21 protein-coding genes and 1 tRNA gene are annotated in these 24,265 nt (G+C 70.9%); 11 read left to right on the top strand and 11 right to left on the bottom strand.

Translation table 11 applies throughout. The annotated features are described in order from the left end of the window. Window positions 1–8: 8 nt before the first annotated feature. Window positions 9–1,016, top strand: a complete 1,008-nt coding sequence (gene meaB / locus QT196_RS33255) for a methylmalonyl Co-A mutase-associated GTPase MeaB (protein ID WP_266732287.1) — start codon at window positions 9–11, stop codon at window positions 1,014–1,016. Between the two features lie 146 nt (window positions 1,017–1,162). Here meaB and QT196_RS33250 read toward each other — a convergent pair whose 3' ends face one another. Continuing rightward, window positions 1,163–2,686, bottom strand: a complete 1,524-nt coding sequence (locus QT196_RS33250; protein ID WP_168482399.1) for an MFS transporter — start codon at window positions 2,684–2,686, stop codon at window positions 1,163–1,165. Window positions 2,687–2,772: 86 nt separating this feature from the next. Here QT196_RS33250 and QT196_RS33245 point away from each other — a divergent pair, with 86 nt between their 5' ends. Further along, window positions 2,773–3,159, top strand: coding sequence for a MarR family transcriptional regulator (locus QT196_RS33245; RefSeq protein WP_168482398.1), 387 nt, complete (start codon window positions 2,773–2,775; stop codon window positions 3,157–3,159). A 33-nt stretch (window positions 3,160–3,192) separates the two neighbouring features. Here QT196_RS33245 and QT196_RS33240 read toward each other — a convergent pair whose 3' ends face one another. Continuing rightward, window positions 3,193–4,143: a LysR family transcriptional regulator gene (locus QT196_RS33240; RefSeq protein WP_248001416.1), complete on the bottom strand. Its 951-nt coding sequence runs from the start codon at window positions 4,141–4,143 to the stop codon at window positions 3,193–3,195. A gap of 109 nt (window positions 4,144–4,252) precedes the next feature. Continuing rightward, entirely contained in the window at window positions 4,253–4,762 is a 510-nt protein-coding gene (locus QT196_RS33235; protein WP_168482397.1) for an ATP-binding protein, read from the bottom strand. Between the two features lie 196 nt (window positions 4,763–4,958). Between QT196_RS33235 and QT196_RS33230 the strand changes: the two genes are divergently transcribed. Next, window positions 4,959–5,195 carry a DUF397 domain-containing protein gene (locus QT196_RS33230; protein WP_290356253.1) on the top strand — a complete coding sequence of 79 codons (237 nt, stop codon included), beginning with the start codon at window positions 4,959–4,961 and terminating at the stop codon, window positions 5,193–5,195. A 219-nt stretch (window positions 5,196–5,414) separates the two neighbouring features. After that, window positions 5,415–6,323, top strand: coding sequence for a helix-turn-helix transcriptional regulator (locus QT196_RS33225; RefSeq protein ID WP_290356252.1), 909 nt, complete (start codon window positions 5,415–5,417; stop codon window positions 6,321–6,323). 78 nt (window positions 6,324–6,401) lie between these two features. Here QT196_RS33225 and QT196_RS33220 read toward each other — a convergent pair whose 3' ends face one another. Further along, the gene (locus QT196_RS33220; protein ID WP_290356251.1) at window positions 6,402–7,217 is read right to left on the bottom strand and encodes an SAM-dependent methyltransferase; all 816 of its coding nucleotides are present in this window, start codon (window positions 7,215–7,217) and stop codon (window positions 6,402–6,404) included. Between the two features lie 505 nt (window positions 7,218–7,722). Here QT196_RS33220 and QT196_RS33215 point away from each other — a divergent pair. Together QT196_RS33215 and QT196_RS33210 are read left to right on the top strand one after the other, a co-directional pair. Continuing rightward, the gene (locus QT196_RS33215) at window positions 7,723–8,370 is read left to right on the top strand and encodes a TetR/AcrR family transcriptional regulator (protein WP_168482393.1); all 648 of its coding nucleotides are present in this window, start codon (window positions 7,723–7,725) and stop codon (window positions 8,368–8,370) included. A gap of 83 nt (window positions 8,371–8,453) precedes the next feature. Then, complete coding sequence (locus QT196_RS33210) at window positions 8,454–9,323, top strand: class I SAM-dependent methyltransferase (RefSeq protein WP_168482392.1); 870 nt, start codon at window positions 8,454–8,456, stop codon at window positions 9,321–9,323. A gap of 93 nt (window positions 9,324–9,416) precedes the next feature. Here QT196_RS33210 and QT196_RS33205 read toward each other — a convergent pair whose 3' ends face one another. Continuing rightward, window positions 9,417–9,926, bottom strand: coding sequence for a GNAT family N-acetyltransferase (locus tag QT196_RS33205; RefSeq protein ID WP_168482391.1), 510 nt, complete (start codon window positions 9,924–9,926; stop codon window positions 9,417–9,419). Window positions 9,927–9,992: 66 nt separating this feature from the next. Then, window positions 9,993–11,309 carry a PucR family transcriptional regulator gene (locus QT196_RS33200; RefSeq protein WP_266732283.1) on the bottom strand — a complete coding sequence of 439 codons (1,317 nt, stop codon included), beginning with the start codon at window positions 11,307–11,309 and terminating at the stop codon, window positions 9,993–9,995. A 193-nt stretch (window positions 11,310–11,502) separates the two neighbouring features. On the opposite strand from QT196_RS33200, the gene QT196_RS33195 reads away from it, so the two are divergent. Then, on the top strand, window positions 11,503–13,014 hold the full coding sequence (locus QT196_RS33195) for a hypothetical protein (RefSeq protein ID WP_168482390.1): 1,512 nt from the start codon (window positions 11,503–11,505) through the stop codon (window positions 13,012–13,014). Window positions 13,015–13,116: 102 nt separating this feature from the next. On the opposite strand, the gene QT196_RS33190 is transcribed toward QT196_RS33195, so the two are convergent. After that, window positions 13,117–13,614 (bottom strand): DUF6314 family protein, encoded by a 498-nt coding sequence (locus QT196_RS33190; RefSeq protein ID WP_168482389.1) that lies wholly within the window; start codon window positions 13,612–13,614, stop codon window positions 13,117–13,119. 226 nt (window positions 13,615–13,840) lie between these two features. Between QT196_RS33190 and QT196_RS33185 the strand changes: the two genes are divergently transcribed. Genes QT196_RS33185 through QT196_RS33175 form a run of 3 tightly spaced genes read left to right on the top strand, consistent with a single transcriptional unit; the run spans window position 13,841 to window position 18,459 of the window. Continuing rightward, entirely contained in the window at window positions 13,841–15,310 is a 1,470-nt protein-coding gene (locus QT196_RS33185; RefSeq protein ID WP_266732280.1) for an aldehyde dehydrogenase family protein, read from the top strand. Then, window positions 15,307–16,881 (top strand): amino acid permease, encoded by a 1,575-nt coding sequence (locus QT196_RS33180; protein ID WP_266732278.1) that lies wholly within the window; start codon window positions 15,307–15,309, stop codon window positions 16,879–16,881. The genes QT196_RS33185 and QT196_RS33180 overlap by 4 nt, the downstream gene beginning before the upstream one ends. 15 nt (window positions 16,882–16,896) lie before the next feature. After that, complete coding sequence (locus QT196_RS33175; protein WP_266732276.1) at window positions 16,897–18,459, top strand: GMC oxidoreductase; 1,563 nt, start codon at window positions 16,897–16,899, stop codon at window positions 18,457–18,459. A gap of 297 nt (window positions 18,460–18,756) precedes the next feature. Here the strand turns inward: QT196_RS33175 and QT196_RS33170 are convergent. Further along, window positions 18,757–18,844: transfer RNA gene (locus tag QT196_RS33170), tRNA-Leu, on the bottom strand. Window positions 18,845–18,949: 105 nt separating this feature from the next. Between QT196_RS33170 and QT196_RS33165 the strand changes: the two genes are divergently transcribed. Continuing rightward, the gene (locus QT196_RS33165) at window positions 18,950–20,284 is read left to right on the top strand and encodes a DUF2254 domain-containing protein (RefSeq protein ID WP_266732274.1); all 1,335 of its coding nucleotides are present in this window, start codon (window positions 18,950–18,952) and stop codon (window positions 20,282–20,284) included. 34 nt (window positions 20,285–20,318) lie between these two features. On the opposite strand, the gene QT196_RS33160 is transcribed toward QT196_RS33165, so the two are convergent. The 3 genes from QT196_RS33160 to QT196_RS33150 form a co-directional block, all read right to left on the bottom strand. Continuing rightward, window positions 20,319–21,908, bottom strand: a complete 1,590-nt coding sequence (locus tag QT196_RS33160) for an aldehyde dehydrogenase family protein (protein ID WP_168484150.1) — start codon at window positions 21,906–21,908, stop codon at window positions 20,319–20,321. Window positions 21,909–22,507: 599 nt separating this feature from the next. Then, on the bottom strand, window positions 22,508–22,939 hold the full coding sequence (locus tag QT196_RS33155; protein WP_168482384.1) for a hypothetical protein: 432 nt from the start codon (window positions 22,937–22,939) through the stop codon (window positions 22,508–22,510). A gap of 797 nt (window positions 22,940–23,736) precedes the next feature. Further along, window positions 23,737–24,114 carry a DUF6415 family natural product biosynthesis protein gene (locus QT196_RS33150; protein ID WP_168482383.1) on the bottom strand — a complete coding sequence of 126 codons (378 nt, stop codon included), beginning with the start codon at window positions 24,112–24,114 and terminating at the stop codon, window positions 23,737–23,739. Window positions 24,115–24,265: the final 151 nt, after the last annotated feature.

Genomic DNA, 24,265 nt, shown 5'->3' with positions numbered 1-24,265 from the left:
GGGGGGTCATGCCTGCGACGATCGATGTCGAACGGTACGCCGAGGGCGTCCGGGCGGGTTCCCGCGCCTGGATCGCCCGCGCCGTCACCCTGGTCGAGTCGACCCGCCCGGACCACCGGGCGGCGGCCCAGCGGCTGCTGATCGAGCTGCTGCCGTACTCCGGTTCGGCCCGCCGAGTGGGCATCAGCGGGGTGCCGGGCGTCGGCAAGTCGACCTTCATCGACGCGCTCGGCACGCTGCTGACCGGGATGGGACACCGGGTCGCGGTGCTCGCCGTCGACCCGTCCTCCAGCCGTACCGGCGGCTCCATCCTGGGCGACAAGACCAGGATGGAGCGGCTGGCGACCGACCCGGCGGCGTTCGTCCGGCCCTCCCCGACGTCCGGCACGCTGGGCGGGGTGGCCCGGGCCACCCGGGAGTCCATCGTGGTGATGGAGGCGGCGGGCTACGACGTGATCCTGGTGGAGACGGTCGGCGTCGGCCAGTCCGAGACCACCGTCGCCAACATGGTCGACACCTTTCTCCTGCTGACCCTGGCGCGCACCGGCGACCAGCTCCAGGGCATCAAGAAGGGCGTGCTGGAACTGGCGGACCTGGTCTCCGTCAACAAGGCCGACGGTCCGCACGAGCGCGATGCCCGCTCCGCGGCCCGTGAACTGGCCGGTGCGCTGCGGCTGCTGCAGCCCGCCGACGCGGCCTGGACCCCGCCCGTCCTGACCTGTAGTGCCCGCGAGGGCACCGGCCTGAAGGGCGTCTGGGAGCGGATCGAGCAGCATCGCACCCTGCTGGAGTCCACCGGGGCGCTGGCCGAGCGGCGCCGGGTCCAGCAGGTCGACTGGACCTGGTCGATGGTACGCGAGCGGCTGATCGACCGCCTCCAGGAACACCCCGAGGTACGCCGACTGGGCCCGGAGGTCGAACGCGCGGTACGCGACGGCGAACTCACCGCGACGCTGGCCGCCGAACGCCTGCTGGCCGCCTTCGGCCTGGGGGACGGCGCGCCGGGCGAGGCCTAGGAGAGTCCGCAGAGTCGGACACCCGGGCGCATGCACGACTTATCCGGCAGCGCGTCACGCTGATGCGGATGCGGATGCGGATGCACCACGGCACCTCCCGGTGCGCGGCTCGTGCCGCACACCGGGAGGTGCCGTGACCGGACCCGTCAGTCGACGAGTACAAGATCCCGCTCGTCCGATGACTCCTCCGCCGACTTCACGGAGGACTTCACGGCCGACTTCTCCGCAGGCTCTTCCACCGACGCGCCCGCCGACCGGTCGGCCTTGCGTCGTCCGAGCACTCCCGACAGCCCGATGAGCAGGCCGATCGCCGAGAGCACGGTGATCGTGAGCAGCGCCGGGGTGAAGCCGGCGAGCAGCGCCTCGGGGCCGGTCTTGCCTTCGCCTCCGGCGGTGAGCACCGCGGTGACGATGGCGAGCCCGATCGCGCCGCCGACCTGCGTCGAGGTGTTCAACAGACCGCCGGCCAGGCCCTGTTCGTGGTCCGGGATCCCGGCGGTGGCCTGGATGTTGAAGGACGCGAAGGCCAGGGTGAACCCGATACCCAGCAGGATCATGCTGGGCAGCACACCGACGGCGTACGGGGCGTCCCGGTCGATGACGAGGAAGAGCACGTAGCCGACGAGGTGCGCGAGGACGCCGCCCGCGATGGTGCGCGCGGTGCCGACCCGTTCGATCAGGGGATCCATCCGCGGCGAGCCGAAGGCGACGATCACCGCGGCCGGAAGGAAGCCCAGCGCGGTCTGGAGCGCCGACCACTGCAACACCGACTGGAAGTAGAGCATGACCACGAACTGGAAGCCGATGTAGCCGCCGAAGAACACGGATATGCCCAGGTTGGCCCGCGCCAGCGAGCCCGAGCGGAGGATGCCGAGCCGGACCAGCGGATGCGCGCTGCGGCGCTCGATCACGAGGAAGGCGGCCAGCAGCACCGCGGCGATCGCGAACTGGATCAGCGTGCTCGGCGCGGCCCAGCCGGCCTCCGGCGCCTCCACGACGGTGTAGACGAGCAGCAGCATCGCGCCGACCGAGGTGATCGCCCCGGGGATGTCATAGCCGCCGGAGGCTCGGGGGCCGTCCTTGGGGAGCAGGCGGTTGGCCGCGATCCATGCGATGACCGCGACCGGCACCGGCAGGAAGAACGTCCACCGCCAGCCCACCTGGGTCAGCAGACCGGAGAGCACCAGGCCGGCCGAGTAGCCGCTGGCCCCGAAGACGGAGAAGACGCCCAGCGCCTTGTTGCGCGCCGGCCCTTCGGCGAACGTGGTCGTGATGATGGACAGCGCGGCCGGCGCGGTGAACGCCGCCGCCATGCCCTTGAGGATGCGGGTGGCGATGAGCAGTGCTCCGTCGTCGACCAGCCCGCCGAGCACGGAGGCCGCGGCGAACACGGCCACCGCGGTCAGGAACACCCGGCGGCGGCCGAGCAGGTCGGCGGCGCGGCCACCGAGCAGCAGCAGCCCGCCGTAGCTGAGGACATAGCCGCTGACGATCCACTGAAGCGCGCTGGTGGACAGCCCCAGGTCCGCCTGGATGGAGGGGAGTGCGACACCCACCATCGAGACGTCGAGTGCGTCGAGGCCGATGACCAGGGAGACCGTGAGCAGAACTCCCCAGAGTCTGGCGTTCCACGTGGGTGTGGAGGCGGACAGGGGTGCGGAGGAAGTCATACCAGGACTCTTGCATGCACGTACATCGAATGCAACCGCATTTAATTTCTGTGCATCAAATGCTGGCGCATGTTAACCTGGGCCCCATGAAGGGTCGCCCGGAGCAGGAACTGGTCGAGGAGTGGCACGGGCTTCTCGCCCGCCATGCCGCCGTGCACAGTGCCCTGGAGCAGGAGTTGCAGGCGCAGCACGGCCTCAGCGTCAGCGAGTTCGAGGCACTCGAACGCCTCGCGTCCTCCGACCACGGCAAGTGCCGCGGCCAGGACCTCACCAACGTGGTGCATCTGAGCCAGAGCGCCTCCTCCCGGCTGGTCGCCAGGCTGGAGCGGGGCGGCCTCGTCGAGCGCGTCATGTGCGAGCTCGACCGCCGCGGCATCTTCGTCGTCATCACCGACGAAGGCCACCGGCGCTACGACGACGCCAAGCCGACCCACCGCTCCGTTCTCGCCCGGACCCTCCACGGAGAAGACTGACCGTCCCCGCGGCCGGCCGATGGCGGGTCGCGGTCAGAGGTCTTCGTACGTGACGCCCGCCGGCCCCTCGGACTGTCGCAGCTCCTGTGCCGGTACGCCATGTTGCAGCCGTCCGGCGAAGTGGGTGACGGCCAGATCCCGGAAGCGCGCGGCAGCCGTGGTGAGGTAGCTGTCCTCCCGCCGGACCAGGCTCAGCGTCCGTACGCAGTCGGGGGTGTCGAGATGCAGCCAGGCGAGCGGCACGGACGCGAGGTCGGCGCGGGCCAGCGTGGGCATCAGGCCGATACCGAGACCGGCCGCGACCAGGAAGTGGGTGGCGCCCGGTTCGTCGCCCTCGCAGGAGATCACCGGACGGCGTCCGATCGCGCTGAACAGCCGCTCCAGCAGGGCCCGTTGCCAGTGGCCCGGCCGGGTGGTGATGAAGGGTTCCTCGGCGATCTCGGCGACCGTGACCCGCTCGCGGGCGGCCAGCGGATGCCCGGCCGGGACCACGAGCAGCACCTCTTCGTGCAGCAGCCGCACCGCGCCCAGACCGGGCCCGGACAGCGGCTGCGAGGCGATGCAGAAGTCCACCTCCCGGGCCCGCAGCTGCTCCCGCATCACGTCGGGGGTGGACTGGAAGCAGCGGAGGGTGACCCCGGGGTGGGCGGCGCGGTATCCCGCCAGCAGCTCGGTGAGCGGCAGCAGCGTCTCGGCGGCGACGGCCACCCCGCCGTCGTCGAGTCCGGCCGCATCGGCCATCTCCCGGCGGGCGTCGTCGAGTTCGTCCAGCGCCCGCTCGACCCGGGTCAGGAACGCGGCGCCGTAGCGGTTGAGCCGGATGGCGCGGCCGTGCCGGTCGAAGAGCGGCACACCCAGTTCGGCCTCCAGCCGGGCGATGGTCCGGCTCACCGAGGGCTGGGCCACCCGTAGTTCCTCGGCGGCCCGGCTGATGTGCTCCCGGCGCGCGACCGCACGGAAGTAGCGCAGGGACAGCAGATCCATCGGCTTCTCGGGCCTTCCGCTCGGGCGACGGCGACCCGGGAATCGTCACACACGGCAGACCATGGCCCGCTCCGTGCGCGGACCGCCGCGGGGTCCCGTACGAGCGGCCTCAGCCGCGTACCGACATCGTCGCCCAGACCGTCTTCCCCGACCGGTCGGGGGGCGTCCAGCCCCAGGACTCGCTGAGCCGGTCGACGATATAGAGGCCGCGCCCGGATTCCGCCAGGGCGTCCGGGGTCCTGATGACGGGTGCGCCGGGGCCGGCGTCCGAAACCGCGCACAGCACGGTGGTCTCCTGCCGGGTCAGCGCCAGCCAGGCGTTGCAGAAGGGGGTGGGCGCCGCGGTGTCCTCGTCCTCCGCTCCGGGGTTCCGGAAGCCGTGCCGCAGGGCGTTGCTGACGAGTTCGGAGACGACCAGGACCGCGTCATCGGCGAGTCCGGCGCACACCTGCCAGCCTTCGAGGGTCGCCCGGGTGAACCGGCGGGCTTCCGGCACGGTCCGTGCGGTGGCGCTGAGGGCGCAGGCGGCGAAGCCGTCGGGGGTGGGCATCCACCAGGCGTCCTCACACGGTTCCTCCCGAGGGGCGTGGTGCACGGTCTCTGCCGGATGTGTGGTCATCAACATCTCCGCGAAAGGGATTTCGGGGCTGGGCCGGACTGCCTCGGAGGGTTAATATCCTCGGCAGCCGTCACCCGGTGCAAGTGCATCTGCAATTACATCGGTAAGGACGGCGCCCCAGGGGCTCGTTCACGCCAAGGTGATCGAAGGCTCGGCATCGGTCGGAGGAATGACCTCCAGTAAGGGAGCAGCTGTCATGGAGTCGGTGAGCAACGGCATACAGGCCACCAGCATCGAAGGCGCCGTCTGGCGCAAGAGCCGCCGCAGCAACCCCAGTGGCAACTGTGTTGAACTGGCGGTTCTTTCGGACGGCGGGGTGGCGGTACGGAACTCCCGGTTCACCTCGGGGCCGGCACTCGTCTACACGCGTGACGAGATGGTGGCTTTCGTCCAGGGCGCCAAGGACGGCGACTTCGACGATCTCATCGCCTAGGACCGACGCGGACGCCGCCACGAATGGCGCATATGTCGACTGGATAGTCACCCCGGCTGTACGCACGTCGGAGGCGATGGGACACTGGGCGTTCGCCCGACCACTCAGGGGAGTCAGCATGAGCGAGCGCCGGATGGGGGTTCGCCCGGCCGGAGGTCGGGGGACCGTTGAAGGGTGCGAGCCGCGCGCAGGCGAGGCCGAGCGAAGTGAGGATTCGGCATGAACGCCGCGCAGCCGAGCAGCGGCCCGTCCCTGCGCCGCTATCTCGACCACCCGCGGGGCGGCCCGACCGTCCTGCGCATCGTGCTGGGCACCCAGCTGCGCCGGCTGCGGGAAGCGGCGGGCATCACCCGGGAGGCCGCCGGGGACGCCATCCGCGGCTCACACGCCAAGATCAGCCGCCTGGAACTCGGCCGGGTGAGCTGCAAGGAGCGCGATGTCGCCGATCTGCTGACGCTCTACAGCGTCACGGATGAGGCGATCCGTGACGACTTCCTCAACCTGGCCCGCCGGACCAGCAGCCCCGGTTGGTGGCATCAGTACGGCGATGTGCTGCCCGGCTGGTTCGAGACGCATATCGGCCTCGAAGAGGCCGCCTCGGTGATCCGCACCTACGAAGTCCAGTTCGTACCGGGCCTGTTGCAGACCGCCGACTATGCCCGCGCGGTGGCACAGCTCGGTCATCCGCGGTCTACGCCCGAGGAGATCGAGCGCCGGGGGCAGCTGCGGGTTCAGCGTCAGGAACTGCTGACCGTCCCGGACGCGCCGCGCGTGTGGGCGGTGATCGACGAGGCGTCCCTGCGCCGCCCGCTCGGCGGGCCGGAGGTGATGGCGGGCCAGCTCAGACATCTGCTGAAGATGACCGAACTGCCGAATGTGACGCTACAGATCGCGCCGTTCAGCCTCGGTGGACTCGCGGCGGCCGGTGGTCCGATCACGATCCTGCGGTTCCTGGAGCCGGATCTGCCGGACATCGTCTATCTGGAACAGCTCACCAGCGCGCTCTATCTGGACAAGCGCGATGATGTGGACCACTACCTCGCGGTGATGGACCGGCTCAGCGCCCAGTCCGAGTCGCCGCGCGAGTCCGTGGCGATCCTGGAGCGGCTGCTCAAGCAGGAGAGCTGATCCGCACGGTTCCGGCGGAGCGGGGCGGGGCACCCACCGGGGTGCACCGTCCCGCTTCCGCGTCGCGGGGTGCCCGCGCTACGGCTTGCGGGCGACGCCGCCGTACTCGATCCACTCCTGAGTGAGCTGCCTGGGGCCGATGTCCGCGTCCGGCTTCCAGGTGGAGACCTCCACCAGGCCCGGCTCCCGGACCTCCAGCCCTTCCAGGAATCCGGCCAGTTCATGCGCCTGACGCACCCGGCCCCACTGGCCATGGGTGCTGACCCGCATGAACTCGGTGACGAAGTCGCGGGTCGCGGCGTCCTCGCTGACCAACTGGCACACCACCAGGAAGCTGCCGGGTGCCAGACGGTCGGCGACCCGCTTGATCAGACCCGCCGGGTCGTCGGCGTCCGGTATGCAGTGGAGCACGGAAACGAACAGCGCGGCGACGGGCTGGTCGAAGTCGATCAGCCGCTCGACCTCGGGGCTGCTGAAGATGCCGTCGGTGTCCCGCATATCCGCCTGGATGACCGCGGTGTTGGCGTTCTCCTCCAGCAGGGCGCGGCCGTGCGCCAGCACGATGGGGTCGTTGTCGACGTAGACCACACGGGACTGCGGGTCGACCTGCTGGGCGACCTGGTGGACGTTGTCCTGGGTCGGCAGACCTGATCCGTGGTCGATGAACTGCCGGATGCCGTGTTCACGCGCCAGCCAGCGGACCACCCGCTGGAGAAAACGCCGGTTGTTGATCGCCAGCACCTGGGTGCTCGGGACGACCTTGCTCAGCTCGTCGCAGGCCTCGCGGTCGACGGCGTAGTTGTCCTTGCCACCGAGGTAGTAGTCGTACATCCGCGCCACACTCGGGATGCTGACGTCGACGGCGCTGGACTGCGGTCGCGTCTCTTGGCTCATTGCACACTTTCCCGTCGCTTCGACAGCCATCAGCCAGGGGGCAGCGGCCGATCGCTGCGTGATTGTACGACCACGCCCCGCAGTCCCCAACATACCTAGCGGAGGGCGGTTGTTGCAGACGAGCGACCGTGTTCCTTGTGTCCCGTGGTGACATGACGGGGCGTCATGACCTGCGGCCGAATGACCGTTCGAGGTGGGGGTACGGGCCGCCACCACGCCACTCACAGGCGGCGGCCCGTTATCCCCGGCGACACCCAACGCCGGGCACGCCCCCCGCGCGGTCCGGGCCCGGCCCAGGAACAACACCCGGGCCCCACCGCGTCCGCTCCGCCTCGGCCGGCACCCGAGCAACAGCCGTTGCGGAATGGGGCGTTGCTTGAGATCGCCTACCACCGTCACCCCGGTTTACACCTGTCGATCATGACGCCGATCAGCGACGCCCTCCCCCGCAAGCTGACACCCAGGTAAACTTACTCGCCAGTAAGGTCAGGGTAGGGTGGCACGAATGAGCGACATACGCAGGCGACGCCTCCCCCGGCCGGTCCGGGAGCAGCTGATCATCGACGCGGCGATCGGGGTCTTCGCCAAGCGCGGCTACCACGCCTCCTCGGTCGACGAGATCGCTGAACTCGCGGGAATCTCCAAGCCGATGGTCTATCTGTATCTCGACTCCAAGGAAGGACTGTTCCTCGCCTGTCTGCGCCGCGAGACCGAGCGCCTGGTGACCGCGTTCCGGGCCACCGCGGGCCCGGCACCCTCCCCCGAGCTGCGGCTGCGGGCGGGCCTGCTGGCGTTCTTCACCTTTGTCACCGAACACCCGGACAGCTGGGTGGTGCTGCACCGCCAGGCATCGGAGCTGAGCCCGGCGATCGCTGCGGAGCTGGCGCAGAGCCGGCAGGCGGTGCTGACCGAGGTCTCCGGGGTCGTCCGGACCTGTAGCGCGGAGGCCGCCGGGCCCGCCTGTGCCGAGGACGAGGCCGACTTCGTGGCGTACACCCTGGTCGGGGCGGCGGACTCGCTCACCGACTGGATGGTGCTGCACCCCGACGAACCCCCGGAGCGGATCACCGTGCGGCTGATGAACATGGTGTGGGTGGGGATGCGCAATGTCCTCGACGGGGAGGTGTGGACGACGCCGGCCGGGGAGGGATAGGCCCTGGACAGGGCCCAGGGGCGCGCCCGCCGCCTCGCCGTCCGTACTGGTGGGCACCCCGGCCCGGTGGGTAGAACGGACGGATGACCATGAACAAGAGTGAACTGACGCCCCGTCCGGGAATCCCGTCCACCGCCGAGGAGATGGTGCTGGCCAACCAGGCCAACTGGGACGCCCGCACCCCGATCCATGTGGCCAGCGAGTTCTACGGGCTGGACGGCTCCCGAACCGCCGACGACTGGTTCGCGCCCTTCGAGTGGACGGATCTCGGCGAGCTGGCCGGGCGGGACGTACTGCATCTTCAGTGCCATCTCGGCACCGAGACGGCCGCCTTCGCGGAGCGCGGCGCACGCACGGTGGGGCTCGACTTCTCGGCGGCGGCGGTCACGGAGGCGCGGCGGCTCGCCGCGGAGGCCGGCCGCAACATGGAGTTCGTCCAGGCGGATGTGCACCGGGCCCCGGAGGCGCTCGGTGCACGGCGCTTCGATGTGATCTACACCGGCAAGGGGGCGCTGTGCTACCTGCCGGATCTGACCGCCTGGGCGGGGATCGTCAGCTCACTGCTCCGGCCCGGGGGGACGTTCTATCTGGTCGAGTTCCATCCGATGCTGGACTCCCTGGGGCCGGCCGGCGGCCCGGACCAGCAGGAACTCCGGCTCCGGAACGACTACTTAGGGGGCCGGGGTCCCCTCAGGAGCGATACGCCGTGCACCTACACCGATGGCCCGCCGGTGCAGGGAGCCACCACGAGCTATGAGTGGCGGCACGGCCTCGGGGAGGTCATCTCCGCCGTGGTCGGCGCGGGGCTGACCGTCCAACTCGTACGGGAGACCGAGCTGCTGCCCTGGAAGCGGTTCGACTCGATGGTGCCGGGTGAGAACGGCTGGTGGCGTCTTCCGCCGTCGGAGCCGATCGTTCCGCTGCTGTACGCCCTGCGGGCGGTCAAGAACTGAGGCCGTACGGCGGCCGGTGGCGGGAGTTGTGCCGTGCTCATCCGGTGGTGCGAAGGCTTCGGGCCACCGGATGAGCACGGCCCGGGGCAGGCCCTAACCGGCGGTCGGCGGAGCGCCGGCCTTCGCAAGGCTCCGGCGATACGACAGCCCGGGGCGACCACAGGACTGGCTCTCCCCGACGACGGTGAACCCCGAGCGGGCCAGCACGGCCCGCGAGGCCGCGTTGTCGAGCGTGGTCGCGGCACGCAGGGTGGTCAGCCCATAGTCGGTGGCGGCCAGGTCGCACAGCTTCCGTACGGCCCGGGTGGCCAGCCCCCGGCCGGTGGCGCGCTCGGCGATCCGGTACCCGAGTTCGGCACCGCCCTCCGCGACATCCACGAGGTTGACCCGCCCCAGCACCTCGTCGTCGGCGCCGACCAGGACGTGGAAGTAACAGACACCGGCCGCCTGTTCGGCGAGCAGGGCGCGGTGCCGTTCGTCGAACCGGACGAAGTAGTCATCGCCCCGGTCGGGGACGGACGCGGCGAAGTAGGCCCGGTTCTCCTGCTCGAAGGCGAGCAGCGCGGGGGCGTGGCCTGGGCGGAGCAGCTGTATCTCGGGCATGAACAGGAATATAGGCAACCCGGCCGTCGCCCGGTTCCTGTTTCGTGGCAGCTTGCGGCAGACGCCTCAGTCCGGCGGCGCATGGAACCGGCGGTGGGTCAGCGCCCACCAGACCTCGGCGAGATCGGCCGGGTCGCGGAGGTTGGTGCCGGTGATCTCCTCGAAGCGCCGCAGGCGGTTGCGCAGGGTGTTGGGGTGGACGTAGAGGGTCCGCGCGGCAGCGTCCAGGCGCAGGCCCTGTCGTAGATAGGCGGCCGCGGCCTCCGCCAACTGGACGCCGTCCTCGCCCCGTTCGTCCAGCGGGGCCAGGCGGAGCCGTACCAGCTGCTCCCCGACGGCCGGCAGCGCCACGACCGCGGCCCGCAGCCCCAGCTCCTCGCGGGTGTACGCGCCGACGAGCCCGAATCCGGCGGCGGCCCGCAACGCCTGGGTGGCCCGGGTGAATTCGGTGGCGACGCCGGAGGCGGGGGCCGGGGCGCCGAGTCCCAGGATCAGGCTGCGGCACAGCCCGGCCGGGCGCCCGACCAGCAGTCCCGCCACCTCCCCGTCCACGGTCGTGACCAGCGGGCGCCCCGCCTCGTCCAGGGCGAGCCAGGGTCGCAGCAGAGCGACGGTCCGGTGGAACGCGCGGTCACCGGGGCCGGCGTGGCCCGCGGCGGCCGGGGCGCCGTCCGGTTCGCCGGGCGGGGAGACGTCGGGCAGTCGCGCACGGAAGGGGAGGCGGAGGGCGCTGTGCTCGTAGGAGCCGTCCACGGCCTCCGCGTCCTCGGCGTGGCCCTCGGGCCTGTACCCGTCGGCCGGGCCGTCACCGGCGCCCCAGGCACCGAGGGACTTGTCCCACCGCGCCTCGCCGAGCAGCAGGGCGCGGACCATGGCCGCAAGCCGGCCCTCCGCCGTCGGGTCGTCGCCCTGGAGGCCGACCCGGCAGCTGCGCACGATCCGCAGGGTGTTGGCGTCGACCCAGGCGCGCAGGGTCTCGGCGATCGGCAGCAGGTCCTCGGCGGTCCCGCCCCGGGCCGTCATCTCCTCGCTGAACCGCCGCCAGACGATGTCCGTGCCGATCCGGTAGGCCGAGATGACGTCCTCGACGGGCAAGGAGCGGGCCAGGGACGTCACCTCGTCGAGATGCGTCTCCGCGATGCCGTACGCGGGGCCGTCGCCGCGGCCGGCGCCGCGCGCGCTCCGCCGCTCCTCGGCCCACCGCTCCACCAGGGAGAGGCCGTTGCGCAGCGACGCCAGCACCCTCGGCCGGAGCCGGTCCGGCGACACCGCGGCGTAGGACGGGAGTTGGGACCGCAGGCCGTCGATGACCTCGTCGGTGAGCGCGTCGATTCCGGCGTGCAGCGCGGCGGCGGACTCCGGCACCGTTGTGGATGTCTCCACCCGTCCCCTCCCGACTCGGTGTCTTTCCCCATGGCGAAAGCGATCATTCGTCGCCATGCTACGAGGAAGCCGCCCGAACCCCTACAGATGTTCGAACTTGGACGACTTTCCCCAGCCGTCCGGACTCGTCCCGGCGTTCGGCGCCCGGCCTTGCTGTTCCTCCCCGTCACCCCCCGCATCATCAAGGAATCCCATGGCTGTTTCCTGGCGTCGTATCGCGGTGCCCGCCGCCGCGGTCGGCGTACTCGTCCCCGCCGCCCTCGGCACCCACGCGCTGCTCTCGGGTCCCGACAAGCCGCGCACGTCCTCGGCCGGGATACCGGCCGCCGGGCCGACGGCGCCCGGTGCCGTGCCGGACGATGCCCAGGCCACCGGTCCGGAAGGCGGTGCCGCGGTCGCCAGGCCGTCCGACGCGCCCAGCCCGTCCGGCAATTCGGTCTCCGTACAGCTCTCGTCGTACGACGCGCACCGCAAGCAGGCGGAGCTCAAGCCGTCCGTCGGCAAGACCGTACGGTCCGGGGATGTGGTCGCCGCCGCGCCCAACCGGCACGCCCCTTCGGGTGCGCTGTTCAAGGTCCGCAAGGTCACCGGCACCCACGACGGCAAGGTCCGGGTGACCACCGCCCCCGCCACGCTCTCGGAGCTGCTCGGCGATCAGAACGTGGACCAGCGCACGGCGTTGCGGCCCGGCGAGATCTCGGTCAAGCCGCTCTCCTCGGGCGTCACCGTCCAGAAGCGCCCCGGTGCGGACAGCGGCGGCACGGCCGCTCCGTCCGGCGAGCCGGGCACGCCGTCCGGCAGCCCGGACGCCACCGCCTCCGGCTCCCCGAGCCCCTCGGCCTCCGACTCCGCCGGGGTCCGCACCCAACTCGTGCCCTCCGGTACCCGCCCGTCCCCCGCCTCCTCCGACGGCACGCTGCCGCCCGAGGCGCGGAAGGCGCTCACCACCCTGCGGCTGGGGCTCAATGTGCCGCTGCCCAAGGGCGTGCAGGCGACCCCGAAGTCTCCTGCCCGGCTGTCCGGCGAGGTGTCGTTCCGGCCCGAGCTGATCTTCCAGTACGAGAAGCGCGGCGGGCTGAACCTGCTGCCGCAGCGGGCCGCCATCGGCCTCGGCGGCTCCTACGGCTATGGCTGGCAGGTGCACGGCAAGGTGCGCGGCGCCGCGGACACCGGACAGGTCGCGGTGCCGATCGCGGCGGTCACCGGACGGCACGTCTTCTGGGTGGGCCCGGTTCCCGTCGTGGTCAGCACCGAGGTCACCTTCACCTACCGCTTCAACGCGGACGGCCGCATCGTGCTCGACGCCGACCAGCGCACCTCCGGTTCGTTCGCGGTCGGTGCCAAGTACGACCGCGGCAACGGATGGCAGCCGCTGCACGAAGCGCGGCAGCAGACGAAGGGCGCGACGCCGCGGGTCGAGGGCGCGGCCTCCGCGACGGCCCGTATCGGGGCGCGTGCCGAGGTGTTCCTGTACGACACGGCGGGTGTCGGCGGTGATCTGTCCGTCCACCTCACCGGGCGGGCCGCGGGCGCGACCGATGGCGGCGCCCCGGCGTGGGCGCTCAGCGCGGGCTACGACCTGAAGACCGAGCTGATGCTGCAACTGAAGATCTTCGGTATTCAGATCGCCGATCTGCGGACCACGCCGTTCGCCCTGCACGACGAGCGGAAGCTCTTCGGACGGGGGAAGCTGCCCGCCGCCTGATCCCGCAGCGAAACGACTACCGGCGCCCCCGGGGACACCTGTCCTCGGGGGCGCCGTGCGTGGTGTACAGCGGCCGACCCGGCCACGGTCACCCTGCCGCCGTCACCCCAGCCGCCGGTACACCGAACACAGCAGCTGGTCCTTGGCCGGGCCGCCGACCCGCCACTCCAGCTGCCATTCGTCCGGCCCGACGGCGGTGAAGGTCCCCTCGTACCGGTCCGCGGCACAGGGGTGGACGGCGGTCCACCGGCCGGTTCTGAGGTCGAGGTCGTGGAAGGGCCGGCCGTCGGCGAAGTCGACCGCGGCGGTGCCGTCCGGGCGGGGCCGCAGCCGCAGTGTGCGGCTCACGGGACGCACCGTCCCGCCCCACGTCAGCTGCCCCTCCTCGTGGTGCAGCAGCGCCTCACCCGTCGCGTCGGGCCGGAACTCGGCGGTGCCGCGGAAACTGCCCCGGGGGCCGTTCCGCAGGTCGTCCACGGTGCGCTCGATGCTCCAGCGGCCGGAGAGGTAGGCCGCGGCATCGGGCACGGGGTGCGGCCCCGTGGCCGTCCCTTCCCGCTCCCGCCCCGGCTTCCGCTCCCGGCTCAGCTCGCTGCCCATCCCTCCATTGTCCCGTCCGCCGCACCGGTCACTCCGTCGGCCCCACCCGGTGCCGCTCCCCCGGCCCCTCGTACCGTGCGGAGCCGCACCGCCCGTCTTACTCTCGGTTCAGTGATCGTCACCGAGGTCCGCACGGCGGGCCGACCGGCGGCCTGACGCCGTCGGCGAGGGCGGCCGGGCCCTGCCACGGCCGCCCCGTACGAGCCCGGAGACCGGAGGCACCAGCATGCCCGAGCTGTTCATCGGCGGTCAGTGGACCGCAGCGGCCGACGGGCAGGTGCGCGAGATCCGCTGCCCCGCGGACGGCACGCTGGTCGCGACCGTGGACGAGGGCGGGCCGAAGGACGCGGCGGCTGCCGTCTCCGCCGCCCGCACGGCCTTCGACGACGGGTCCTGGCCGCGCACCCCGGCGGCCGAGCGCGGCCGGCTGGTGCTGCGCGTCGCCGAGCTGCTGGAGCGCGACCGGGACGTGCTGGCGAAGGCCGAGTCGCTGGACACCGGCAAGCGGCTCATCGAGAGCGGCTACGACATGGACGACATCGCCAACTGCTTCCGCCACTTCGGCAACCTCGGCGCGGCCGGGGGCACCGACCGGGTGGTGGACGCCGGTGCCGCGGAGATCTCCAGCACGGTGTGCCACGAGCCGGTCGGTGTCTGCGCGCTGATCACCCCGTGGAACTACCCGCTGCTCCAGACCGCGTGGAAGGTCGCCCCCTGTCTGGTCGCGGGCAACACCTTCGTCCTGAAGCCCAGCGAGCTGACCCCGCACACCGCCGTCCACCTCATGCGGCTGCTGGCCGAGGCCGGGCTGCCCGACGGCGCCGCCAATCTGGTGCTGGGCACCGGCCCGGCCGTGGGCGCGCTGCTGACCGAGGACCCGCGGGTGGACATGGTCTCGTTCACCGGCGGGCTGCTCACCGGCCGGCGGATCATGGCCGCCGCGGCCCCGACGGTGAAGAAGATCGCCCTGGAGCTGGGCGGCAAGAACCCGAACATCGTCTTCGCGGACGCCGATTTCGACACCGCCGTCGACTACGCCCTGATGGCCGTCTTCCTGCACTCCGGGCAGGTCTGCTCGGCGGGCGCCCGGCTGCTCGTCCAGGAGGAGCTGCACGATGCCTTCGTCGACGAACTGGTCTCCCGCGCCCAGCGGATCCGGCTCGGCGGACCGTTCGACGAGCATGCCCGTACCGGCCCGCTGATCTCGGCCGCGCACCGCGCGAAGGTCGAGGCGTATGTGGCGGCCGGGCTGGAAGAGGGCGCCGTACTGCTCTGTGGCGGCTCCCCGCCGGACGATCCTTCGCTGTCGCACGGCTTCTACTATCTGCCGACCGTGCTGGACGAGTGCACCCCGGACATGTCCGTCGTCCGGGACGAGAGCTTCGGCCCGGTGCTGACCGTCGAGCGGTTCCGCGACGAGGAAGAGGCGGTCTCGCTCGCCAACGACACGGTGTACGGGCTGGCCGGGGCGGTGTGGACGCAGGACAGCGAGCGGGCCCACCGGGTCGCCGCCCGGCTGCGCGCGGGCACGGTGTGGATCAACGACTTCCATCCGTATGTGCCACAGGCGGAGTGGGGCGGGATGAAGCAGTCCGGCGTCGGCCGCGAGCTGGGGCCGGCGGGGCTGGCCGAGTACCAGGAGGCCAAGCACGTCTGGCGCAACACCGCGCCACGGCCCCAGAGGTGGTTCGAGTGACCGGCCCCGAGTCCCCCCGCCCCGGCACCCGGGCCGACGGTTCGCACGACGACGACTCGCTCACCGAGCTCGGCTACAAGCCGGAACTCAAGCGCACCCTGGGCAACTTCCACACCTTCGCCGCCGGCATCAGCTATATCTCCATCCTGACCGGCACCTTCCAGCTGTTCTACTTCGGAATCGCCCACGGCGGACCGGCGTACTGGTGGTCCTGGCCGATGGTCTTCGCCGGACAGCTGATGGTGGCGCTGTGCTTCTGTGAACTGGCCGCCCGCTATCCGGTGGCCGGCTCGGTCTACAACTGGGCCAAGAAGCTCGGCGGCCCGCACATCGGCTGGCTCGGCGGCTGGATGATGGTGACCGCGACCATGGTCTCGCTGTCCGCGGTGGCGCTGGCCTACCAGGTGACGCTGCCGCAGATCTCGTCGTGGTTCCAGTTCATCGGCGACGGCACCGGGAAGTCCGCGGCCGAGAACGCCGTCCTGCTCGGCACCGTGCTGATCGCGTTCACCACGCTGGTCAACGCCTTCGGCGTCAAGCTCATGGCACGGATCAACTCCGCGGGCGTGGCGATCGAGCTGATCGCCGCCATCGTCCTGATCCTGCTGCTCGCCGCGCATGTCACCCGCGGCCCCGACGTCGTGACCGACACCTTCGGTCTGGGCGCGGGCGACAACCTCGGCTACTTCGGTGCGTTCCTGACCGCGTCGCTGGCCTCGGCCTATGTCATGTACGGCTTCGACACCGCCTCGTCACTCGGCGAGGAGTCCAAGGACCCCGGCCGCAACGCCCCCCGCGCGATCCTCCGGGCGCTGATCGCGTCCTTCCTCATCGGCGGTCTGATCCTGCTGTTCGCCCTGATGTCCGTGCCCGATCTCCAGGCCGAACAGCTGAAGGTGGACGGTCTCCAGTACGTGGTGCTCTCCACGCTCGGCTCGACCATCGGGCAGATCGTGCTCTGGTGTGTGGTCATCGCGATCACCGTGTGCGAACTGGCGGTGCACACCGCCGGTATCCGCCTCGCGTTCGCGATGGCCCGGGACAACAACCTCCCGGCCGCCTCCCTGCTCGCCAAGGTCAGCCCGCGCTTCCAGACGCCGGTGCTGCCGGCCGTCATCATCGGGCTGGTGGCGATCGGCATCCTCGTCATCAACGTCAACCAGCCGCAGATCTTCTCGGTGATCACCAGTATCGCGATCATCATGATCTATCTGGCCTATCTGTCGGTCACCCTGCCGATGCTGATCCAGCGGCTGCGGGGCAACTGGACCCCGGCCGAGGGCAAGTTCTCGCTCGGCAAATTCGGCATCCCGGTGAACATCCTGGCGGTGTGCTGGGGCATCGCGATGTCCCTGAACCTCGCCTGGCCGCGTGCCGCCGTCTACAACGCGACCGGCCCGCAGCACTGGTATCTGCGCTGGGGCGCCTTCCTCTTCATCGGCGTCGTGGCGCTCGGCGGCTTCGCCTACTACTGGTTCGTCCAGCGCAAGAAGACGGGCGTCCTCGCCATGCACGCCGCCGTCCACCCGGACCGCGGCACCCCGGGCGACACCGGCAACCCCACCCCCTGATCTGGAGACGGCACGATGTCCCAAGAGGCTCCTGTGGACGAGTTCGACTATGTCGTGGTCGGCGGCGGCACGGCCGGCGCCGTCGTGGCGGCCAGGCTCAGCGAGGACCCGGCGGTCACCGTCTGCCTGCTGGAGGCCGGCCCGTCCGATGTCGGCGACGAGAACGTGCTGCGCCTGGACCGCTGGATGGGGCTGCTGGAGTCCGGCTACGACTGGGACTATCCGGTCGAGCCGCAGGAGAACGGCAACAGCTTTCTGCGGCACGCCCGCGCCAAGGTGCTCGGCGGCTGCTCCTCGCACAACTCCTGTATCGCCTTCTGGACCCCGGCCGAGGATCTCGACGAGTGGGCCGCGATGGGCTGTACGGGCTGGAGCGCGGCCGACTGCTTCCCGCTCTTCCAGCGGCTGGAGAACAACGACGGCCCGGGTGACCACCACGGCCACGACGGCCCGGTCGTCCTGCGCACCGTCCCGCCCGATGACCCGTGCGGAGTGGCTCTCCTGGAGGCGTGCACGGCGGCCGGCATTCCGACCGCGGCCTTCAACACCGGCAAGACCGTCATCCGGGGCGCCAACTGGTTCCAGATCAACTGCCGCCCCGACGGCACCCGTTCCTCGGCCTCGGTGTCCTATCTCCACCCCGTCATGGGCACCCGCAAGAACCTCGACGTACGCACCGGCCTCCAGGCCAGGCGCCTGAACTTCGACTCCTCACGGCACTGCACCGGCGTGGACTACCTCGCCCCCGACCTGATCCACACCCGCACCGTCAATGCCCGCCGCGAGACCGTCGTCTCCTGCGGCTCCATCGACTCCCCCAAGCTCCTGATGCTCTCCGGCATCGGCCCGGCCACCCATCTGCGCGCCACCGGCATCGACCCGATCGTGGACTCCCCCGGCGTCGGCTCCAGCCTCCAGGACCACCCGGAGGGCGTGATCATGTGGGACGCCAAGCAGCCCATGGTCCGCTCCTCCACCCAGTGGTGGGAGATCGGCATCTTCGCCGACACGGAGCCGGGTCTGGACCGCCCGGACCTGATGTTCCACTACGGCCAGGTGCCCTTCGACATGAACACCTACCGCCGCGGCTACCCGACCTCGGAGAACGCCTTCTGCCTCACCCCGAACGTCACCCGCGCCCGCTCCCTGGGCACCGTACGGCTGCGCACCCGCGACTTCCGTGACAAGCCCAGGGTCGACCCGCGCTACTTCACCGATGAGCACGACATCCGCGTGATGACCCACGGGCTCCGGCTCGCCCGGGAGATCGTCGCCCAGCCCACGATGGCCGACTGGGCGGGCACCGAACTCGCCCCGGGCCCCTCCGCCCGTTCCGACTCCGAGCTCCTCGACTACATCCGCACCACCCACAACACCGTCTACCACCCCGCCTGCACGGTCCGGATGGGTGCCACCGACGACCAGGCCACCCCGCTCGACCCCCAGCTGCGGGTCAAGGGCGTGACGGGTCTGCGGGTGGCCGATGGTTCGGTGATGCCGTTCCTGCCGGCGGTGAATCCGTGCATCACGACGATGATGATCGGGGAGAAGTGCGCGGACATGATGCGGAGCGCATGACCGGGGCAGGCAAAGACCTACGAGGTGGGCTCCCTTCGCCGGCATTGTCCGGATCAGGTGCTTGGGGGTCGCCGTCCGGTCTTACGACCTTTCGGCCTCTCAGCCCGACCTTTCCTCTTGTCCTCGGCGAGAGCCAGAACTCCCTTCCCCGAGGCCAGTCCGGTCGAACTCCCTCGCTCGCCCCGTAGGCCGGTCTTCAGGATACTCCCAAACAAAGGGTATGGAACAGGCAATTTGGACATCTCTTGCCCCGCTCCCCGGAAATGCAGAAAACCCCTGCTCAGCAGGGGTTTTCGTTGGTGTCCGAGGGGGGACTTGAACCCCCACGCCCGATAAAGGGCACTAGCACCTCAAGCTAGCGCGTCTGCCATTCCGCCACCCGGACTAGGTGTGATCTTCACGGGGCGTTCCCCGCGGCGACATGGACAACAATACCAAGGTTTCGGAGTGCCCTTCACCTGCATATCCGCTGCCCACATAACCTCGTTTTATGGGCAATGAGGGACAAGTCGCGCATATCACTGGTCCCCGCAGGCCACGTGCGCTGTCGCCGCTACGGGAGCATCTGCGGGACACCTTCTGGTTCGCGCCGTCGGCGGGGCTGGTGTGTGCCGGGCTGCTGTGGTGGGGTGCGTCGACGCTCGATCTTGAGATCGTCGCGCTGCTCCAGCGGGAGAAGGCGTACGCGGCACTGCGGGAGCTGGTCTCGATCGCCGAGGACACCAGGACGATCGTGACGACGATCAGCTCGGCGATGATGACCTTCATCGGGGTGGTCTTCAGCATTTCGCTGGTCGCGGTGCAGATGGCCAGCGGTCAGCTCACCCCGCGGGTGGTGCGGATCTTCATCCGGAGCCGGATCAGCAAGCTCACGCTCAGCGTCTTCCTGGCGACCTTCCTGTTCTCGCTGCTGGTGCTCACCTCGTACGAGAGTGAGACCGACATCCGGCGGGTCACCTCGGTGCCCGTGGTGCAGAGCCTGCTGACGATGGTCCTGGTGGTGCTCAGTCTGGTGCTGTTCATCGCGTATGTGTCGGCCACGCTGCGGCTGATGCAGGTGGGTCCCGTGGTCGACCGGATCACCCGGGAGACGCTGCGGATGCTGGCGCGGCAGGGCACGGGCAAGGAGGGCTCGGAGGACGGCGGCTCCCTGGCGGCCGAGACGGGGCGGGTCGCGCACACCGGCCGGGCCGGGGTCGTACGGGATGTGTATGTGGCGCGGCTGGTGCGGGTGGCACGGCGGCAGGGGGTCGTGCTGCGGCTGCTGCCGCGGATCGGGGATTTCGTGCTGCCGGGGACGCCGGTACTGGCCGTGCACGGCGAGACGGTGCCGCCCCGGTGGGCGTTGCGGCGCACGGTGTCGGTGGGGGTGGAGCGCACCTTTCACCAGGATCTCGGGCTCGGGCTGCGGCAGTTGTCGGACATCGCGCTGCGGGCGCTGTCGCCCGCGGTGAACGATCCGACCACGGCCGTGCAGTGCCTGGACCGGATCGTGCAGATCCTCGCGGCGGTGGTGGGGCGACCGCTCGGGGCGGTGCACCACCGGGACCGCCGGGGTGCGGTGCGGCTGGTGCAGAACGTTCCGGCCTGGGCCGATCTGGTGGACCTGGGGCTGACCGAGATCCGGGCGGCCGCGCCGCACAGCCCGCAGGTCACCCGGCGGATGCTGGCCGGGATCGACGATCTGCTGCGGCTCGCACCGGAGCCACGGCGGGAGCCGCTGCTGCGGCACCGCACGCTCCTGCTGCAGGCGGTGGAGCGCGCGGTACCGGCGGCCCCGGACCGGCGGTTCGCCTCGTCCCCCGACCGGCAGGGGATCGGCTGACGCCGGTCCTGGGCGCCGGCTACGGCATCACCGGCTACGGCATCAGGTGGTAGTCGGGGAAGTTGCCCGGCAGACGTTCGGGCTCCGGGCCTTCGGTGACCGCGCGGACGAGGAGTTCTCCGCCGACGAAGGCACCGCTCCAGGAGTTGCCGAAGCCGCCGAAGAGCTCATCGCGGTCGCCCCGGGAACGCGGTTTGCCGTGGCCGACCTTGAAGGCGCGGATCTGCGGTGCGAGGCGGTCGTAGGTCTCCTGGTCGTCACAGGACAGGCTGGCCACCAGGGCGCCGTTGCTGGCGTTCATGGCGGCGAGGAGCTCCGCCTCGGTGTCGACGAGGACGAGGGTGTCGACGGGGCCGAAGGGCTCGGCGTGGTGGAGCGGGGAGGACGGGGGCGGGGCCAGGAGCGTGGTGGGCGGGAGGTAGGCCGAGGTGTCCTGGGACGGCAGGAAGTGACCGTCCGCCAGGCTGCCGCGGTGCAGGGGGACCGCGCCCCGGGAGATCGCCTCGTTGGTGAGGTCGGCGAGTTCCTTGGCCTTGGCGGCGTTGATCAGCGGGCCGAAGTCGAGTTCGGGGAGCGGATCGGCGGGGTCGGCGACGGCCAGGGGGTGGCCGAAGCGGACGCTGCGGACGGCCGGGAGGTAGGCGGCGAGGAAGTCGGCGAAGGCCTCGCGCTGGACGACGAAGCGGGGGTAGGCGGTGCAGCGCTGCTTGGCGTAGTCGAAGGTCTTGCGGAGCAGCGGCGTCAGGGCCGGCCAGTCGGTGAAGTTCCAGATGCCCCAGGTGTTGAGGCCCTCTTGTTCGAGGATATGGCGTTTGCCGAGGTCGGCGACGGCGGTGGCGACCCGGGCGCCGGTGTCCCGGCCACCGACGAACGACACACAGCCGATCTCGGGCGAGCGGACCAGCGAGGGTGAGAGCTCCTTGCCGCTGCCGCTCACGAGGGTGGCCGGGACGCCCTCCCGGGCGGCCAGCGCGCAGGCGAGGGTGAGACACACCAGACCGCCGTCGGTGGGCGTCTTGGCGATCACCGCGTTCCCGGCCAGCGCCTGCACCAGCATCGCGTGGATCAGGACCGACATCGGGTAGTTCCAGCTGGCGATGTTGCTGACCGGGCCGGGCAGCGGGGTGCGGTCGACGAGCATCCGGTCGATCTCGTCGACGTACCAGCGGACCCCGTCGATGGCCCGGTCGACGTCCGCCTGCGCGAGCTTCCAGGGCTTGCCGATCTCCCAGACCAGGAGCAGGGCGAGCAGTTCACGGTGCTCGGTCAGCGCGTCGAGGGTGGCGGAGATCCGGGCCTTGCGTTCGGCCAACGGGACCTGACGCCAGGCCCGGTGCTGGTCGAGGGAGGCGCGTACGGCATGCAGCGCGGCGGCCGCGTCGAGCCGGGGCGGGCCGGCGACCGGGCTGCCGTCGACGGGGCTGGTGGCGGGCAGCGGGTGGCCGTCCGGATGCCAGGTGGCGCCCCAGAGGTTGAGGGCCTGGTCGTCGCGGAACGCCTCGGGGGCCACGGCCAGGCTGCGCTGCCAGGCGTCCTGCCAGGACGTACCGGGCTTGAGTATGAGCGTCGGGGCGGGGCGATCGCTCCGCGCCGGGTCGGCGGGGGATGCGGGGGTGGTGGCCATCATGTGTCTCCGCTCTCGGTGCACGGCCGGAGGGGCAGGGTGGTGGCGCTCGGTCGGCTCCCGGAGGAGCTGTGTTACTGGACGGTAGTGGGCGCGGCGACACTGCGAGACGGTCCGGCGTCAGGTATGGCGAGTGTCACTCCGCTGGGGCGGCGGGGCCAGCTGGGTGAGGCGACCGTGGGGCCGGACGGTCAAGGAGGAGCTGCGCCATTCTTCGGGTGGAGCGTGCCCCGGGGCGGCCATCGAGGGGCCTCCGGGGGTGGTGCGTCATGGCGGGAACGCCACGACCCTCGTCACCAGGAGCCGCGCTCTTCGGGGTGGGCCCTGCGCGCCGCACCGGAGACGAGGACGCCCACGCGGATCGTTGCCGCGCGGGCGCTGCCATGCCGTCCGGTGGGACGTACGGGGCTCAGCCCGCCGCCGGTCCCGCTGCTTCCGCCGTCGCCTCTTCGTGCGTACGGTCGTCGATCGCCCGGTGGTGGCGGACGACCTCGCCGATGATGAAGGCGGCCCCGGGATTCGTAGCGAAGCCCCGAGCGGAATGGTGCGACGAAAGTGCCCCGTCCGTTCGCCCGGGCGGGACCCATTTCGGGGCAGGACTAAGCCGGCTGCAACTGCTCCATCACAGACAGGCCCGTGCGAGCGAGCACCCCCTCGGCCTCGGCCATCAGCGCCGGGTCCGTCAACCGGAACGCGCCGACGTGCACATTGACGTGGCCATAAACGGACTTGGCTGTGGTCCCCTGAGGCTGCAAATTGCGGACCGACTGGTGCACGTCCAGTTCCCAGCTGGCCGTCGGGATGTTGAGCTGCCCCCGCTTCGGTGTCACCCGGGCGCTCCAGCCGAGGCAGGCGAGCCAGGAACCGTATGCATTGGGGCCCTTGGGGCCGTAACCGCTGGGCTCGTGGCGTGCCGCCACATCCATGAGCGACGGAGTGCCGTCCACCAGGTCAGGCCGCAGGACCACCCCGAGAACGGCGTCCACTCCACCCTCACCCGATTCGGCATACGCGACGATGCACCGGCCCATCGGTCCATTGTGCAGCTCTGACCAGCGGTGCAGTAGCGGAAATACCGTAACCCGACTGGTGTCGGACATGCCCCGTGCCATGTGTGCTCCTCCTTGGAAGGCCCCGCGCCAGTCTTCCGGCGCGGGGCCGATTCACCTACTCGATCAACGGGCGTGCCAGATGATCAGTTGTCGCCACAGCCCTGCGAGGGGTTCCCCTCCTGGCCGTCAGAGCCGGAACCGGTCTCGCCCTGCGAGTTCTCCTCATCACCGTGCTTGACCACGTCGAGGCGGTACCGCATGCTGCACCTCCAGGTGCTTGATCGGCGCGGGGTCCATCCCCGCGTCGGTGTGCACTTGCGGGGCCTCCAGCGGAGGCCCGACCCGTCCCGGCCGAGCAGTCCGGCCAAGGAAGATTCGGCCGGGGCGGGGGTCTTGGGGCCGGCCACCGCGGTGAGGTGCGCGGCGGCCGGCGGGCCCGCGGCGCCGACGACGGGGGACGTCTACGCCGCGGGGTCTCAGGGGCGAAGCCGTCTCGGCTCGCCGGGGGAACGAACGCCGGCGCGTCGTGCGAGCACGCGTGCGACGCCGTCTGGGATTGATGGCCCGGCCGGGAAATGGGCGCAGGCACCGCAGCACGTGACCGTCCTCGCGGGCCCGGTCGCGGTGTCGACCTCCACGACACGCAGGTTGAGGGTGGAGCCGCAGGCGCACTGGCTATCCACAGCCGTCACCACCCGCGATGCTGCCGACGACAATCACGAAGGAGATCGCGACGAGCCACGTCCAGTACACGAGGATGCGGCGCTGGCGGGGCGTCACGGGGCCGTCGCCGCGGTGTGCATGGCCAGCAGGTACTGACAGTCACGGGCGGTGCCGGCCACCTGTGAGTGGGCCGCGAGCGTGTCAGGTCGTAGCGACTGTCCCGCCCGCTCGGCGATCCCGACCAGCCGGGCGGCCACCATGTGCGTGAGACCGCTGTCCTGCGGCAGCCGGGCCTGATCCGCACGCACCAGAGGGAGAAGGAGCGCGATGTGCCCCCGCAGGTCCTCCTGTGCGGCGGCGAGTTCGTCCAGCTCGGGCCGGGCGGCACCAAGGCTCAGCGCCCGACGGATCGTCGCGCTGATGGTCTCGGCGTCGATCGGAAGAGTGGGTGCAAGCCGCTGTTCGGCGCCCGGTTCGGCGCGCGAAATCACTGCGGCCTCCGGTCCCGGTGCGACAGACAAGCCACGATGAACCAGACGCGAATGCCGCCACGATCATCGACCGGAGTGGCAACTGACCCAGCTGGCGTGAGAGTGCTGTGAGCTGCGCCGCACCAATAGCACGCCTCGCCATGCAGCCGGA

The organism is Streptomyces sp. P9-2B-2 (assembly GCF_030406865.1).
GTDB lineage: Bacteria > Actinomycetota > Actinomycetes > Streptomycetales > Streptomycetaceae > Streptomyces > Streptomyces platensis.
This window is presented reverse-complemented; position numbering and strand designations above follow the sequence as displayed.